We start from the raw sequence: 13,832 nt of genomic DNA on the forward strand, positions 1-13,832 counted from the left end.
CTGTCTGCTGCCGTGCAGGGGGTCAGGAGCGCCAGTGCGGGTCGTACCCGCTGGTCAGCGCCGGTTCGTTGTGGCGCCACTTGGGCTCCTGGTTCACGGCGAAGTTGGTGATGCCGCGCATCCGCCGGATGAACGCGCCGTAGGGCCGGATCAGGGTCGCGGAGAGGCTCCCGCCGGTGGGCTCGTCCATGAACGGCATGAAGGCGTCGGGGAAGCCCGGCATGGTGCAGCCGATGCAGATGCCGCCCACGTTCGGGCAGCCGCCGATCCCCGCCATCCAGCCGCGCTTGGGCACGTTGCAGTTCACCACGGGGCCCCAGCAGCCCACCTTGACCTGGCACTTGGGCGAGTTGTAGTCCTTGGCGAAGTCGCCCTGCTCGTAGTACGCGGCCCGGTCGCAGCCCTCGTGCACGGTCTTGCCGAACAGCCACTGGGGCCGCAGCTTGTCGTCCAGCGGGGGCGGCGGTGCGGCGCCGGCCGCGTGGTAGAGCACCCAGGTCAGGGTCTCCATGAAGTTCTCCGGCTGGATGGGGCAGCCCGGCAGGTTCACGATCGGCAGCCCGGCCTGCGAGGTGTAGTCCCAGCCGAGGTAGTCGGCCAGTCCCATGGAGCCGGTGGGGTTGCCCGCCATCGCGTGGATGCCGCCGTAGGTGGCGCAGGTGCCGACCGCCATCACGGCCCAGGCGTGCGGGGTGAGGTGGTCGAGCCACCAGTTGAGGGTGAGCGGTTCGCCGGTGTCCTCGTCGTTGCCGAACGAGGTCCAGTAGCCGTCACCCTCGATGATGTTCTGGTTGGGGATCGACCCCTCGATGACGAGGATGAACGGGTTCTGCGACGCGCCGCGCGCCGCGGCCCGGAAAGGGGCGAGGAACTCCTCGCCGCCGAGGGTGGGCGAGAGCACCTTGTTGTAGAGGTTGATCTTGGGGAGCCCGGGGATGAGGCCCTGGACGACGTCCTCGATGGCGGGCTGGTCGGCCGCCGTCATCGACACCGTGTCGCCGTCGCAGCTCATGCCCTCCGAGATCCACAGGATGTCGATCTCGCCGATGCCGCCGCGCCCGTCGGCGGGGTGCTCGCTCGTGTGCCTGGTGCCGCTCGCTGTGGTCATCTCCTCGGCCTCCCTTGCAACCGGTCCCGCATGCGGTCGTGGACGGTGGCCGCCGGCGGCGGCCCGGGACGTGCGGGCCCGGCGGCGCGGTGGCCGCCGGAACGCCGGTCAGCGCCCGCGTGGTCGTGCTCGGGCACGTGGACGGGGTTCATCCGGCCTCTCCCCCCGGCGGCGACCCGGCCCGCGGCCGCGCCTCCCGGTGGCCCTCGCTCAGCGGCCGCACCTCGTCCGGACGGAAGTAGTGGTAGCGGCCGTACCAGTCGTGCAGTTCCGCGGCCGGATCGTCGTCCAGCGTGACGGCGAGGTGCACGCTGCCGTCCACGTCGTGGAAGACGCCCGCGACGTGTGCGGTGCGATCCGCCAGGAACATGTCGTGTGCGTCGGCGCCCCGGCGGCGCGGGCGCAGCCGGACCCGGTGACCGCTTCGCACCGGCACACCGTCGACCAGCACGCTGTCCGTGGTCGGCGACACACCCTCGTCCCCGCTCTCCTGCCACCAGGGCACCGGCCCGGGAGGCGCCGTCGCGGGCTCGGCGGCGGACTCCGGCACGGCGGCGGGCTCCAGGGAGCGGATGGCGCCGTGCAGCCCTGCGAGGACCTCTTCGGGCATGTTCTCGACCTGGTCGAGGATGGCGGCGGCGCGCGGGTCGGTGGCCCGCGCCTCCCGCTTCTCCTCGTCGGTGAGCAGGAAGGTGCGCAGCGAGAGGATCTCGTCGATCTCCGACGCGTCGTGCAGGTCGCCGGGGCTCTCCGGGGCGATCCGGGGATGGTCGTCGAGCAGGATCGGTGAGGAGAACATCATCGACCGCACGTGCTCGTCCCCGGCGAGCACCGGGAAAGTGAACTCGTTCCGGCAGTCGGCGGCGTAGGGCCGGGCCCGGGCGGGCGGGTCGATCAGGGAGTGGAACTCCAGGCCGTCGCCGCCGAGCAGCGTGTGGGTGGCGAGCAGCGCGCTGCGCAGCGCCGCCTCGCGCGGCGCCGAGGCGGGGACGGTGCCGTCGGTGTTCTCGGTGCGGACGGTCAGCCGCAGCGGCCCGGCCGGGCCGCCGGGCCGTTCGGCCCGCAGGGTGGTGCGGGCCCGCACCGGAAGGCGGCGGCGTTCGGTGCGGGCGGCCGGACCGCTGCGGGTGGCGAGCGGGGCCGTGTCCGTGCCACCGGGGGCGCCGACCGGGTAGGAGCGCTGACCGGCCAGCAGGGCGGCGACGGGCACTTCGATGTCGGCCTCGCGCGGTACCGCCTCCTCGAAGGAGAGGTGCAACTCGCCGTCCACGTCCAGGGCTTCGACCGGCTCCCAGGCGCCGTCCGGGCCGGTGCGCCGTTGCACGCTCTTGTACTGGGCCTGGAGATAGCGCACCCGGACGCGGAGGACCGCGTCGGGCGCCGCGTCGCAGAGGCAGTGCGTCTGCTGGTACCAGGACTCGGCGGCTCCGGAGACGCCGGGCTGCCCGCTGCCGTGCACCTCGGCCCAGGCACGCGGGGCCAGGACGCCGAACTGCCAGCGCACCCGGTTCTTCGGGGAGCTGCGGCGGTACGGATAGAGCAGGTATCCCTCGTAGCAGATGGCGTCCGCGACGGCGCGTACCTGCGCGAAGCCGTCACGGGATCCGTCGCCCGGGCCTCTGCCGCAGCCCGTGCCGGCGTCCGCGGCCGTGTCAGCGTCTGCGGACGACGCAGGAGCACCGCACGTCGTCTGCGCCGGATCGTCCACCCTCGCGCCTCCCGGTCCACCGGCGCCCGCGGCGCCCTTCACACCGACGTCCATATTTGCACCATTTATTCTTTTCGGCGCATTTTGCTGCTCCCGGTGTGGCGCGGGAGACACCCGGATGGCCACCGAGGTACCGCCGCGGAGGCACGGAGAGGGCGGGGCCACACCCTCCGCCGCGTCACCCGCCCGGGGGTGGGCCTCACGAGGCAGGGCAGGGCGGAGTCACGACTGCCGGAGGCGGACTTCCAGCACCCCGTCGTCCCCCACGCGCGTCTCGAAACCGGGCTGGGGCGCGGTGGCCGGGCCGCCGACGTTCCAGCCGTCGGAGAGCCGGAAGGTACTGCCGTGCCACGGGCAGGTCACGCACCCGTCGGCCACCGTCCCCTCCGACAGCGGTCCGGACTCGTGGCTGCACCGGTTCGCCAGTACCCGCACCGCCCCGGAGTGCTCGCGGTGCACCAGCAGCTCGACCTCGCCCAGCGAGGCACTCGCCGACTGTCCGACGGGGAAGGCGTCCACCTTCCCCACCCGGTGCCAGCCCGGCCCCACCAGGTAGGGCACCGGTTCGGCCTTGTTGGCTCCCGCCGCCTGCCGGTAGGCCAGGTGCCCACCGATCATGGCGCCGGTACCGGCAGCGGTCAGCCCGCCGAAGCCCAGCAGCCGCCCCCTGCACTCCCGGCCGCGCAGCCGCGCCACGAGCGAGGCCGTGTACAGGCCCAGGGCCGCGCTGGTGGCCAGCCCGTGCACCAGGCCGGTGCGAAGCTGCGGCTGGTGCAACCGGGACCAGTCGGTGGTGCCCGTGGCCGCCGCCGGGAGCGCGGTGAGCACCCCGACACCCACCAGCACCCGGGCGGCACGACGGGTGCCGGGCAGCAGATCCAGCAGCCCGGCCGACATCCACGCACCCATCGGCAGCTGCACCAGCGCCGGATGCAGCGGATGCCCCAGCCATCGGCCGTGCAGCACGTCCCGCGCCCGACCGCTCAGTGGCATCTTCCGGACGGCCGCTCGGAGCGCGCCGACCGCCGGATCGAGGGCGCGGAGCCTGCCCAGCGCGTCGAGCGGCGCAGCGAGAGGCAACCGCCCCGAGCCGTTCTCGACCGCGCGGAGCAGGCGGGGGCGCTGTCGGATTCCCTTGCTGAACACGTCGGACGACATAACGCTCCGGTTGCCACCCGCACCGGTGGACAAACGGTCAGCGCCGCGCACCACCCGGTCGGCCGCCGGTCCGGCACCGTCCGGCCGCCGCCCACCGGTGGCCGGCGGCCGGATGACGGTCGACCGTCGCAGGTTCGGGCGCCACGGACGGGCGGTCGCGGATGCGGGCATTCGCGATCCCGAACCCCGCAGCATTCCCGCGGCCCGGCGCCCGGTGGCGGCCACCACGCCCTCCGGCAGGAGCCGTCCGGCCGCAGCCCGCACGGGCTTCCCAGGGCGGCTCAACTGGCGTGCGAGACGGACAGGTTCACTCCGGCGGCCACTGGCGTACCGCCAGGTTCCCGTCGCACCCGGAAGCCCCGCGAACCAATTCGGCCGTCTCGCTGACGGCTCCATCCCCCCTCGCTACTGTGAACGGCATGGACCACAGGGACGCCGACCCCGCTGATGCCTGGCCGCTCCCTCCCGTGTGGATGTGGGGGTGCGAGAAGTGCACCGAGCTGTACAAGGCGATGAAGCACGCCCTCGACGTGACCAACGCAGCACGCGAGGAGTACGGGCCGACCTTCGACTGCGACCCGTTCGACACCGTCCTCACCAGCCAGATCCGTCTTGCGGAGCACCTGGCGACCGAGCACACGGACGACATCCCCGCCTCGTACCCGGAGTGCGCCAAGTGCACCTCTCCGGAGATGGTCCATCTGCCCCACCGCTTCGTGCTGGAGCACCGCGCCCGCCATCTGTTCGCGCCGCCGAGCGTCGTCGACCTGCTGTGAGGCCCGGTCCGGGAGTCGATCGCCTCCCGGACCGGCACGGCTCCGGCGGCGTCACCGGGCCACGCCCTCGCGGCACCGCTCCTACTCCGTCGGCTTGAGCCCCACCCCTGCCCAGCAGCCGACCTCCTCGGGGCTGATCGACCCCACCGGACGGCGGATGCCGTCCAACCTGTCGACCAGTTCCGGGTGCCAGTCGCAGGTGGCGACGATGCCCGGCTCGACGAGCGGGAAGTCATTCGCGGTGAAGAACTCGCGTACCTCTTCCCTGTCGCGGAACCGCAGGGTGATGCCTTGCGCCCGGTAGATCTCCAACACCTTGCGGAGGCTGATGTCGAGTTCGTCGGTGCCGTGCGAGAGGATCAGGGCACTGCCGGGAGCGAGCCGGTCCACGAGAGTGCGGACGATCCCCTGCGGGTCGTCCTCGTCGGCGATGAAGTGCAGCAGCGCGACGAGCGAGAGGGCGACCGGCTGGTCGAAGTCCAGCGTGGCGTTCGCGTGGTCGAGGATGCGCTTGGGATCACGCGCGTCGGCTTCGATGTAGTCCGTGGCGCCCTCGGACGTGCCGTTCATCAGGGCACGGGCGTAGGTGAGGACGATGGGGTCGTTGTCGGCGTAGACGACGCGGCATCCCGGGGCTTCCTGCTGCGCGACCTGGTGCAGGTTGGGGGCGCTGGGGATGCCGGTGCCGATGTCCAGGAACTGCCGGATGCCCTGTTCACGCGCCAGGTAGCGGACGGCACGGTGCATGAACTCGCGGTTCTCGCGCGCCGCCGTCAGAGCGTTCGGGAACGCGGCCACCGACTGCGCCGCGGCCTCCCGGTCCGGACCGTAATTGGTCTTGCCTCCGAGGAAATAGTCGTACATCCGGGCCGAGTGGGCCTTGGCTCCGGTCGTCTCGGGCATCTGGTGGCTCATGCGCGGCGGCTCCAGGACAGGGGTGTGATGGCGGACATCGGCCTGCTGACGTGCGGCTCGATCGGACAACTACTGTCGTACAGAAGGGGTTTGAAATCCAGAGAGCCTCTATGACGAGGTGATCACGGAGGACCGCCGAAGGCCGTCCGACCGCCCACGCCGGACCCGGACCGCCCAGCGCGCCGCCCCCGGACCGACCACCGCCTGGCGGCCACCGACCCCGGTCAGACCGCCCCCGGGACGGGGAGGGCAGCCGGGAGGGCAGGTGCGCAGCCCGGACAGTGAACCCGGTCACCGGAGGCTTCGCTCGCTGGACCCCGGGGTAAGGTCCGGCTAAGTTAGGCCCGCCTCACCTAGGAGGCGCCGCTCGCACCACTCGTCCCCAGCTGGAGTCCGTATGCGCCCCGTCCGCCTCTGTGCCGTCAGTGCCGCCCTGGCCGCGATATCCGTCGCCGCCGTCAGCGGGTGCGCCGAGAAGGCGGACGCCGGTGGCGAGGGTGCCATCGAGGTGACCGCCACCGACGACTCCTGTGAGGTGTCCCGCAAGACCTTCCCCGCCGGTCATGTCCAGCTCGCGGTGGAGAACAAGGGCTCCAAGGTCACCGAGGTCTACGTGCTGTACCCGGACGGCCGGATCGTCACCGAGCGGGAGAACATCGGCGCGGGCACGAAGGCCAAGGTCACCGCCGAGATCAAGGCGGGCGACTACGAGATCGCGTGCAAGCCCGGCATGAAGGGCGACGGTATCCGGCAGAAGGTCGAGGCGACCGGCGGCGGCAAGCCCGCCAAGCGCGACCCGAAGCTCGACGCGGCCGTCTCCGCCTACCGGGACTACGTGCTGGAGCAGGCGGAGCTGACCCTGCCCAAGGCCGAGAAGTTCGCGGAAGCCGTCAAGGCCGGTGACCTGGAGAAGGCGAAGAAGCTCTACGCGCCCTCCCGCATCGGCTGGGAGCGCACCGAGCCGGTCGCGGAGTCCTTCGGCACCATCGACCCGAAGGTCGACCTGCGCGAGGACGGCCTGGAGGACGGGCAGGACCCGGAGAAGGACTGGACGGGCTGGCACCGCCTGGAGAAGTCGCTGTGGAAGAACGAGAAGATCACCGCGACCGACAAGAAGCTGGCCGACCAGCTGATCAAGGACCTCACCACCTGGCAGAAGAAGGTCGGCAAGGCGGAGATCACCCCCACCTCCATGGCCAACGGCGCCAAGGAGCTCCTCGACGAGGTCGCCACCGGCAAGGTCACCGGTGAGGAGGAGCGCTACAGCCACACCGACCTGGTCGACTTCAAGGCCAACGTGGAGGGCGCCCACAAGTCCTACGAGCTGCTCAAGCCGGTCGCGAAGAAGAACGACGCCGCCCTGGTCAAGGAGCTCGACACACAGTTCGCCGCCATCGACGAGCTGCTGGACAAGTACCGCCAGGACGACGGCGAGGACCCGGACGAGTACGCGTTCACCTCCTACGACAAGGTCGGCAAGGACGAGCGCAAGAAGCTCTCGGACGGCGTGAACGCGCTGGCGGAGCCGCTCTCGAAGCTGGCCGCGGCCGTCGTCAAGTGATCACGAGCAATCGGCCACCGGCCCGCCGAGGCAACCGGACGGTGGAAGCACGAGGAGCGCGACCGTGACAGCGGAGGAAGACAGCACCGGCACCGGGCGGACCCCCGTTCCGGGCCGCCGAGCCGACCAGGCGGCGGCCGTCGAGCCGGGCCCGGAGGCGCGCCCCCAGGACACGCGTGCCGAGACCGGCGGCGCCCGGTCCTCCGTCGGGCGGCGCGCGCTGCTCGGCTGGGGCGGCGCCGGGCTGGCCCTGGGCGCCGTGGCGGCCGGCGGAACGGCCACCGCGCTGCACAACGACGAGGCGGACGCCGCTTCCGCCTCCGCCGGACAGGCGGTGCCCTTCCACGGCACCCACCAGGCCGGGATCTCCACTGCCGTGCCGGACCGGCTGCACTTCGCCGCCTTCGACGTGACGACCGAGGACCGGGAGGAGCTGATCCAGCTCCTCAAGGACTGGACCACGGCAGCCGCCCGGATGACGGCGGGCCACGCGGTCGGCGACGGCGCGTTCGGCCCGGTCCCCGAGTCGCCGCCGGACGACACGGGCGAGGCGGCTGGACTCAAGCCCTCCCGGCTGACCCTGACCGTCGGCTTCGGCCCCTCCCTCTTCGACAAGGACCGGTTCGGGCTGGCGGAACAGCGCCCCGAGGCGCTCGTCGAGCTGCCCGCCTTCCCCGGCGACAAGCTGGAGAAAGCGCGCAGCGGCGGCGACCTGTGCGTCCAGGCCTGTGCGGACGACCCGCAGGTGGCGGTGCACGCGATCCGCAACCTGGCCCGCATCGCCTTCGGCAAGGCCGCCATCCGCTGGTCGCAGCTCGGGTTCGGCAAGACCTCCTCCACCACGCCGGACGCGCAGACCCCGCGCAACATGTTCGGCTTCAAGGACGGCACCCGGAACGTCTCGGGCAGCGACAAGAAAGCGCTGGACGAGCACGTGTGGGTGGCGGAGAAGGACGGCCCGGCGTGGCTGGCCGACGGCTCCTACCTGGTGGCCCGGCGGATCCGGATGCACATCGAGACCTGGGACCGCACCTCGCTCAAGGAGCAGGAGGACATCTTCGGCCGGGACAAGCGCGAGGGCGCGCCCGTCGGCAAGGCCAAGGAGCACGACGAGCCGTTCCTCAAAGCGATGCTGCCCACCTCGCACGTCCGCCTCGCGCACCCCGACGCGCACAACGGGGCCCGCATCCTGCGCCGCGGCTACTCCTTCACCGACGGCACGGACGGGCTCGGGCGGCTGGACGCGGGGCTGTTCTTCCTGGCCTACCAGCGGGACGTGCGCCGCGGCTTCATCCCGATCCAGCGCAGCCTGGCGCGGCACGACGCGCTCAACGAGTACATCCAGCACGTCGGCTCGGCGGTCTTCGCCGTCCCGCCGGGCGTTCGCGACAAGGACGACTGGTGGGGACGCGAGCTGTTCTCGTGAGTTGTTCTCATGAGCAGGCGATCCGGCCGACGGCGGTGTCAGCGAAGGTGGAGGAAGGTCCGGCATGCTCGGTAACTATCTGATCGGCCTGCGCGAGGGTCTGGAGGCCAGCCTGGTCGTCTGCATCCTCGTGGCCTACCTGGTCAAGACCGGGCGGCGGGACGCGCTGCGGCCGGTCTGGCTGGGTATCGCCGCGGCCTGCGCGATTTCTCTCGGCTTCGGCGCCGCTCTGGAGTTCGGCTCCCAGGAGCTGACGTTCGAGGCCCAGGAAGCCCTCGGCGGCTCGCTGTCCATCCTGGCCGTCGGGCTGGTCACCTGGATGGTCTTCTGGATGCGCCGCACCGCCCGGCACCTGAAGAGCGAGCTGCACGGCAAGCTGGATGCCGCCCTCCAGATGGGCACCGGGGCACTGGTGGCCACCGCGCTGCTGGCGGTGGGCCGCGAGGGGCTGGAGACGGCCCTGTTCGTCTGGGCCTCGGTCCGGGCCAGCGGCGAGGGCAGCGCGACGCCCCTGGCCGGCGTCCTGCTCGGTCTCGCCACCGCCGTCGTCCTCGGCTGGCTCTTCTACCGCGGCGCCCTGCGGATCAACCTCGCCCGCTTCTTCACCTGGACCGGCGCCATGCTGGTCGTCGTCGCCGCCGGGGTACTGGCCTACGGCGTCCACGACCTCCAGGAGGCCCGCTTCCTCGGCGGCCTGAGCACCAAGGCGTTCGACATCAGCTCCGCCGTCCCGCCGGACAGCTGGTACGGCACGCTCCTGAAGGGCGTCTTCAACTTCCAGCCCGACCCCACCGTCCTCCAGCTGGTCGTCTGGCTGCTGTACCTGGGCGTGACGATGACGTTCTTCCTCGCCCCGCGGCGCGACGCTTCCGCGCGGAAGCCGTCGCCGACGGCCGCCTAGCATGTCCGCGGATGCCAAACCTGTCCGGTGGTTCAGGCAGGGGAGGCCGGGTGACGCCGCGAGTCCGGGTGGGTGTTGCACTGGACGCTGTCGGGTCCTTCCTGGTGACCAGTTTGAACGACCGGGCGCGTTGGCGGCGTGAGCAGTCCGTGCGCTGGGATGAGCGGCGCCTGGACGCCTACGGCGCGTACCTCCACGTGGTCGAAGAGCTTGCGGGCCGCTGTCAGAGCATCGCTGCGGGCCGAGGACTGGTGACCGGCCCCGCACCGCTGGAGCTCACCGCCGAGGTGCTCGACGAGCTCAGCGCGGCTGAAGCCCGCAGTTCGGCGCTGGGAGAGACCGGCGAATCGCTGGGCGATGCCGACACGAACACCGCGTCCAAAACGCTGAACCACTGCCTGTGGCGGCTGGAGCACCTGGCGCGGGGCGTGCCCACGGAAGAAGAGGCTCAAGGTCATGCGGTGATGTTCCATGGCGGACCCGGTCGGACCAGTCGTTCAGATGGCGTTGAAGCCTCGGGCGGCATCATAGATGTCGGTTTCCACGACGTAGATGACACGCGTGGTCACGATGAAGTGGACCATGGCTCCATCCAGCCAGCTGGAGCGCGTGAGGTCGTCGTTCGTGAAGGCGAGGTGGGTGGAGGGGCCGTATGGGTCATCGGTGACCCGATCGACGAGGTATTTCAGCGTGCGGCGATCACCGGGCGGGAGGTAGTCGCGGAGCCTGGCCGCTCGTTCGGTGAACTCAACACGGCGCTTCATGATGGCCTGATTGTAGGTCGAAGCGCACGATGCGGTCATCGGATTTTTCGGGCGAGGATGGGGAGAGGGAAGCCGGACGGGCCGACTTCCTGCACGGTGGTGTTCGTCAGACGCATCTTCGAAAATGCTGCTCACAGCCACTCGCTGATGGCTGCGACCAGCACGGCCGCTTCGTAGCGGATGTCGAGCTTGTCGTATCTCGTGGCCACCGCACGGTGACGCTTGAGACGGTTGACGCCGCACTCGGCGGCGTGACGCTTTCGGTGGTCGGCCCTGTCGAACTTCAGCGGCCGGCCCCCGTGGGAGCCTCGTTTCTGGCGGTTCCGTGCCTGGTCGGCCTGGTCAGGAGTGGTGCAGCGGAAACCCCCGCGGCGTAGGTAGGCACGGTTCGTGCGGGAGGCGTACACCGTGTCCGCCCGCGCACCATCGGGATCGCGGTGCGCGGGAGGGAGTTTCAGAGTCAGGACACCAGACGCATGAGACAGGGCGTCCCCGGCGGATCAGGTCACGTCCTCACAAGGGTTGTAGTCCTTCTTCTTGGAACAGGACTCGTACCGCTTGGCGTACTTCTTGACGGCCGACTCGAACACGTCCCCGGAGGAGACGATCGTCCACTGCTGCTTCTGCACGCCGAAGGTACGGTCGAGCTTCAGCCCGGTTCGGTCCTGGGAGAGAGTTCCCTTGACGGACCCATAGTCGGTCAGACCGTCGAACTCGAACATGGTGGCGGTGCCGAGGCCGTTGAAGTCGGTCTTCGTCCGGACCTCACGGCCCGAGCCGTCGAAGTGGATCAGCGTGTACTTCCCGACCACCTGGCCCCCCGCCGGGTAGACCTTGAACGCCAGCATGGCGTGCAGTTCGCCCTCCGCGGTCATGGCGACATACTTGCGGGTCCGGGACTCAGGTGCGGCGCTCGGGGACTCCGACCCCTCGTGGCCGCCTGCCGAACTCGCGGTCGCGTCGCCGGGGGTCAAGCCCGTCGAATTGCCTGACTCGCCGTCCCCGCAGCCCACGAGCACGGCCGACAGCAGCAGCGCGACCGTGCAGCCCAGTAATGCCGTTTCCAGCGGGCGTCCGCATCCCCAACACGTCAACTCCCCGTTCCTGTAGGCCGGTCCGCCCTCCGCCGAGCCCTCGGCGCGGCGCCCCGGAAGGAGTCAGAATTCCCCCTCCAGGGGCGCAGTGCAAGGCCATCCCCACAGCTGCGGCGCTACAGCCCCCAGCGGTGGTTGGCCGTCGCCAGTTTCACCGACATCACCTCGGCGCGGCTCGCCGACCGCAGGTCGTCGGGATCGGCGTGCCACGCGGGACCGCCGGGCCGCACGAGACGCACCGAGCCGTCCTCGCCGACCGAGTGGACGATGCCCGCCGTGCGCCGGGCCAGGTCGCTGACGACCTCGCCCGGCCGCCACTCGCCTCGGCTCAACGCGGCTTTCCGCCCAGCGCCGCGGCCAGCTTCTCGGCCGTCGCCAGGTTGCAGCCGCCCAGTTCGAGCAGCGGGCCGCGCAGCGACCTGTCCGCGCAGGAAGCCAGATCCACGCGAAGGGACGGCAGCATGATGCCCGCCTCCGCGAGCGCGGCCCGCAGCCGCTCGTGGGTGCCCTCCGCCTCGCGGAGCTTGATCAGCGTCGGGGTACGTCGGCGATCTGCCATGGAACTGCGCCTTTCTCAGGGGACTTTCACTTTCCGTGCCCCTACCGTGACGCTCCGGACATAGCCTTGTGGAGAGCGATCGCTGTGCACCTGTGCTTGTCAAGAGGCGGAGAACGGAATGACGGCAGAGCGCCGGAACGACACGGACCCCAAAGCCGACCCGAAGGTGTCGACCCTCGCCTACTTCGGCACCGAGTTGCGGATCAGGAGAGAAGAGGCCGAACTGAGCCAGGCCGAACTGGGCCGCCGCACCTTCTGCACCCACTCGTACGTCTCCCGGATCGAGTCCGCCAGCCGCGTCCCGAGCGAGGAGTTCGCCCAGCGCTGTGACGAGGTCCTGTGCACGAGTGGATTGTTCGCCCGGCTGTGGCCCGTGGTCATCGAGCACGCCTACCCGGACTGGTTCCGCCCGTTCGTGGACCTGGAGAAGGAAGCCGTCAGCATCTGGAACTTCGAGAACCAGGTGGTTCCGGGGCTGTTGCAGACCGAGGAATACGTCCGCGCGGTGTTCGACGGCGGAAGGCTCCCTCACGCACGGGAGCTGATCGCTGCTCGCCTCACCCGCCAGCACATCTTGGAAGAGGAGTCACCGCCGGAGATCTGGGCGGTACTCGATGAGAGCATCCTGCGGCGGCCGATCGGCGGAGCCGAGGTCATGCGGCGCCAACTGGAGCACCTCCTCGCATGCGCGGCCGATCCCCGCGTCGTACTCCAGGTGCTGCCGTTCACCGCAGGCGCTCACGCCGGGCTCAACGGGGCTTTCGCAGGGCTGACGATGAAGAAGGAAGTCGGACCCGACGTGGTGTACATGGACGGCATCGTGCGCGGCCAGGTATATGCCCGTCAGGTGGAGGTCGGGGCCGCCCGGCGAGCCTATGATCTCCTGATGGCCGACGCCCTGTCCCCAAGAGCTTCCGTCGATCTGATGGCGGCAACGGCAAAGGAACTTACCCAATGACAAGCGCGAGTAGCCTCCCCTGCACGGCATGGCGCACAAGCAGCTACAGCGGTAACAACGGCGGCAACTGCCTCGAAGTCGCCGTCGACCACCCCGGCCCTGCCCTCCCCGTCCGGGACTCCAAGAACCCCGCCGGCCCCGCACTCCTCATCCCCACCCCCGCCTGGCAGGCGTTCGTCAGCCAGGTGCGGGCAGGCGGGTTCGGCCGGGTCTGAGGCGCAGATCATCGAACCGAAGACGTCACCCGCCGCAGACGCGGTCGTCATACGTACCGGCCGCCGCAACCTTCGCAAGGGCGGCGCCGCCTCGGCCGCGCTCATGGCGATCGGGATCGGCGGCATGCTTCTCGTCGTCACGCGCGATGCGAATCCGGTGAACGCGTACGGGGCGGGAATCGTCGTGCTGCTGCTCTTCGGAAGCTTCGGTGCCCTGACCTTCCGCAGCGTGTGGAAGGGCCGCCACACCGTGGTCAGCGTGGACGCGGCAGGGGTGTGGCTCTCCGACGCGAACGGGCAGAACGTGATCCCCTGGCAGGCTCTCGCCGGGGTCAGCCTGTGGTCGAGCCCGATGGGACGCGGTGGGATGATCCACTCGTTGGAACTGTGTCCGGAGGGCGCCATCGACCGCGACGATCCCGTTCTGCGGCGGCTGATCCGTGACGAGGAGCCGCTGCGCCCCGGGCTGCCCCGGCTGCGATACCGCGTTCCGCTCACGTTCGGCACCCACCATGAGGTGGTGGCCGCGGTCCGCCGGTTCGCTCCTCGGCTCTGGTCCGGCGAGTCGGAGCGGCCACCAGGGCATATCGGTCGGCCGGACACCGAGGGCCTGCGCCGCCGCGCCGGAGGCCGGGCCCGCTGAGAGCCCGTGTGACTCCGGCTCGACAGCGGGTCCGCCCCTCCTTCAC

Annotated in this window: 16 protein-coding genes; 8 read left to right on the forward strand and 8 right to left on the reverse strand. The window is 70.7% G+C overall.

The window, feature by feature from the left end; all coding sequences use genetic code 11:
* Positions 1 to 22 precede the first annotated feature (22 nt).
* The 3 genes from P2424_RS19565 to P2424_RS19575 form a co-directional block, all read right to left on the reverse strand.
* Positions 23 to 1,108, reverse strand: a complete 1,086-nt coding sequence (locus tag P2424_RS19565; RefSeq protein WP_276477047.1) for a hydrogenase expression protein HypE — start codon at positions 1,106 to 1,108, stop codon at positions 23 to 25.
* A 148-nt stretch (positions 1,109 to 1,256) separates the two neighbouring features.
* Positions 1,257 to 2,870: a hypothetical protein gene (locus P2424_RS19570; protein ID WP_276477048.1), complete on the reverse strand. Its 1,614-nt coding sequence runs from the start codon at positions 2,868 to 2,870 to the stop codon at positions 1,257 to 1,259.
* Positions 2,871 to 3,038: 168 nt separating this feature from the next.
* On the reverse strand, positions 3,039 to 3,962 hold the full coding sequence (locus P2424_RS19575) for a Rieske (2Fe-2S) protein (protein ID WP_276477049.1): 924 nt from the start codon (positions 3,960 to 3,962) through the stop codon (positions 3,039 to 3,041).
* 431 nt (positions 3,963 to 4,393) lie between these two features.
* Between P2424_RS19575 and P2424_RS19580 the strand changes: the two genes are divergently transcribed.
* Positions 4,394 to 4,750 (forward strand): hypothetical protein, encoded by a 357-nt coding sequence (locus P2424_RS19580; protein ID WP_019353960.1) that lies wholly within the window; start codon positions 4,394 to 4,396, stop codon positions 4,748 to 4,750.
* Between the two features lie 81 nt (positions 4,751 to 4,831).
* Here P2424_RS19580 and P2424_RS19585 read toward each other — a convergent pair whose 3' ends face one another.
* Positions 4,832 to 5,665 (reverse strand): SAM-dependent methyltransferase, encoded by an 834-nt coding sequence (locus P2424_RS19585; protein ID WP_276477050.1) that lies wholly within the window; start codon positions 5,663 to 5,665, stop codon positions 4,832 to 4,834.
* 397 nt (positions 5,666 to 6,062) lie between these two features.
* Between P2424_RS19585 and efeO the strand changes: the two genes are divergently transcribed.
* The 4 genes from efeO to P2424_RS19605 all read left to right on the forward strand — a co-directional run bounded on the left by efeO (position 6,063) and on the right by P2424_RS19605 (position 10,494).
* Positions 6,063 to 7,226, forward strand: coding sequence for an iron uptake system protein EfeO (gene efeO / locus P2424_RS19590; protein ID WP_276477051.1), 1,164 nt, complete (start codon positions 6,063 to 6,065; stop codon positions 7,224 to 7,226).
* Between the two features lie 64 nt (positions 7,227 to 7,290).
* Positions 7,291 to 8,652 carry an iron uptake transporter deferrochelatase/peroxidase subunit gene (gene efeB / locus P2424_RS19595; protein ID WP_276477052.1) on the forward strand — a complete coding sequence of 454 codons (1,362 nt, stop codon included), beginning with the start codon at positions 7,291 to 7,293 and terminating at the stop codon, positions 8,650 to 8,652.
* Positions 8,653 to 8,716: 64 nt separating this feature from the next.
* The gene (gene efeU / locus P2424_RS19600) at positions 8,717 to 9,553 is read left to right on the forward strand and encodes an iron uptake transporter permease EfeU (RefSeq protein ID WP_276477053.1); all 837 of its coding nucleotides are present in this window, start codon (positions 8,717 to 8,719) and stop codon (positions 9,551 to 9,553) included.
* Positions 9,554 to 9,603: 50 nt separating this feature from the next.
* The gene (locus tag P2424_RS19605) at positions 9,604 to 10,494 is read left to right on the forward strand and encodes a hypothetical protein (protein ID WP_276477054.1); all 891 of its coding nucleotides are present in this window, start codon (positions 9,604 to 9,606) and stop codon (positions 10,492 to 10,494) included.
* On the opposite strand, the gene P2424_RS31025 is transcribed toward P2424_RS19605, so the two are convergent.
* From P2424_RS31025 to P2424_RS19620, 4 genes are all read right to left on the reverse strand, one after another.
* Positions 10,449 to 10,724, reverse strand: a complete 276-nt coding sequence (locus P2424_RS31025; protein WP_346660103.1) for a transposase — start codon at positions 10,722 to 10,724, stop codon at positions 10,449 to 10,451. The genes P2424_RS19605 and P2424_RS31025 overlap by 46 nt on opposite strands.
* Positions 10,725 to 10,817: 93 nt before the next feature.
* On the reverse strand, positions 10,818 to 11,192 hold the full coding sequence (locus tag P2424_RS19610) for a hypothetical protein (protein WP_276477055.1): 375 nt from the start codon (positions 11,190 to 11,192) through the stop codon (positions 10,818 to 10,820).
* Positions 11,193 to 11,527: 335 nt separating this feature from the next.
* A complete protein-coding gene (locus P2424_RS19615) occupies positions 11,528 to 11,743 on the reverse strand; it encodes a hypothetical protein (protein ID WP_037785288.1) in 216 nt (71 codons plus the stop codon).
* The gene (locus P2424_RS19620) at positions 11,740 to 11,970 is read right to left on the reverse strand and encodes a hypothetical protein (RefSeq protein WP_276477056.1); all 231 of its coding nucleotides are present in this window, start codon (positions 11,968 to 11,970) and stop codon (positions 11,740 to 11,742) included. Before P2424_RS19620 ends, P2424_RS19615 begins: the two co-directional genes overlap by 4 nt.
* A 118-nt stretch (positions 11,971 to 12,088) precedes the next feature.
* Between P2424_RS19620 and P2424_RS19625 the strand changes: the two genes are divergently transcribed.
* From P2424_RS19625 to P2424_RS19635, 3 genes are all read left to right on the forward strand, one after another.
* A complete protein-coding gene (locus tag P2424_RS19625) occupies positions 12,089 to 12,928 on the forward strand; it encodes a helix-turn-helix transcriptional regulator (protein ID WP_276477057.1) in 840 nt (279 codons plus the stop codon).
* The gene (locus P2424_RS19630; protein ID WP_276477058.1) at positions 12,925 to 13,143 is read left to right on the forward strand and encodes a DUF397 domain-containing protein; all 219 of its coding nucleotides are present in this window, start codon (positions 12,925 to 12,927) and stop codon (positions 13,141 to 13,143) included. Before P2424_RS19625 ends, P2424_RS19630 begins: the two co-directional genes overlap by 4 nt.
* A gap of 103 nt (positions 13,144 to 13,246) precedes the next feature.
* Positions 13,247 to 13,786: a hypothetical protein gene (locus tag P2424_RS19635; RefSeq protein ID WP_276477059.1), complete on the forward strand. Its 540-nt coding sequence runs from the start codon at positions 13,247 to 13,249 to the stop codon at positions 13,784 to 13,786.
* Positions 13,787 to 13,832: the final 46 nt, after the last annotated feature.

This window comes from Streptomyces sp. WMMB303, assembly GCF_029351045.1.
GTDB lineage: Bacteria > Actinomycetota > Actinomycetes > Streptomycetales > Streptomycetaceae > Streptomyces.

Excerpts from the sequence above, each read along its gene's own strand:
- P2424_RS19570 (WP_276477048.1), bottom strand. The coding sequence starts at position 2,870 with ATGGACGTCGGTGTGAAGGGCGCCGCGGGCGCCGGTGGACCGGGAGGC.
- P2424_RS19620 (WP_276477056.1), bottom strand. The coding sequence starts at position 11,970 with ATGGCAGATCGCCGACGTACCCCGACGCTGATCAAGCTCCGCGAGGCG.
- P2424_RS19630 (WP_276477058.1), top strand. The coding sequence starts at position 12,925 with ATGACAAGCGCGAGTAGCCTCCCCTGCACGGCATGGCGCACAAGCAGC.
- efeU (WP_276477053.1), top strand. The coding sequence starts at position 8,717 with ATGCTCGGTAACTATCTGATCGGCCTGCGCGAGGGTCTGGAGGCCAGC.
- P2424_RS19565 (WP_276477047.1), bottom strand. The coding sequence starts at position 1,108 with ATGACCACAGCGAGCGGCACCAGGCACACGAGCGAGCACCCCGCCGAC.
- P2424_RS19625 (WP_276477057.1), top strand. The coding sequence starts at position 12,089 with ATGACGGCAGAGCGCCGGAACGACACGGACCCCAAAGCCGACCCGAAG.
- P2424_RS19610 (WP_276477055.1), bottom strand. The coding sequence starts at position 11,192 with ATGACCGCGGAGGGCGAACTGCACGCCATGCTGGCGTTCAAGGTCTAC.
- P2424_RS19585 (WP_276477050.1), bottom strand. The coding sequence starts at position 5,665 with ATGAGCCACCAGATGCCCGAGACGACCGGAGCCAAGGCCCACTCGGCC.
- P2424_RS19635 (WP_276477059.1), top strand. The coding sequence starts at position 13,247 with ATGGCGATCGGGATCGGCGGCATGCTTCTCGTCGTCACGCGCGATGCG.
- P2424_RS19580 (WP_019353960.1), top strand. The coding sequence starts at position 4,394 with ATGGACCACAGGGACGCCGACCCCGCTGATGCCTGGCCGCTCCCTCCC.
- efeO (WP_276477051.1), top strand. The coding sequence starts at position 6,063 with ATGCGCCCCGTCCGCCTCTGTGCCGTCAGTGCCGCCCTGGCCGCGATA.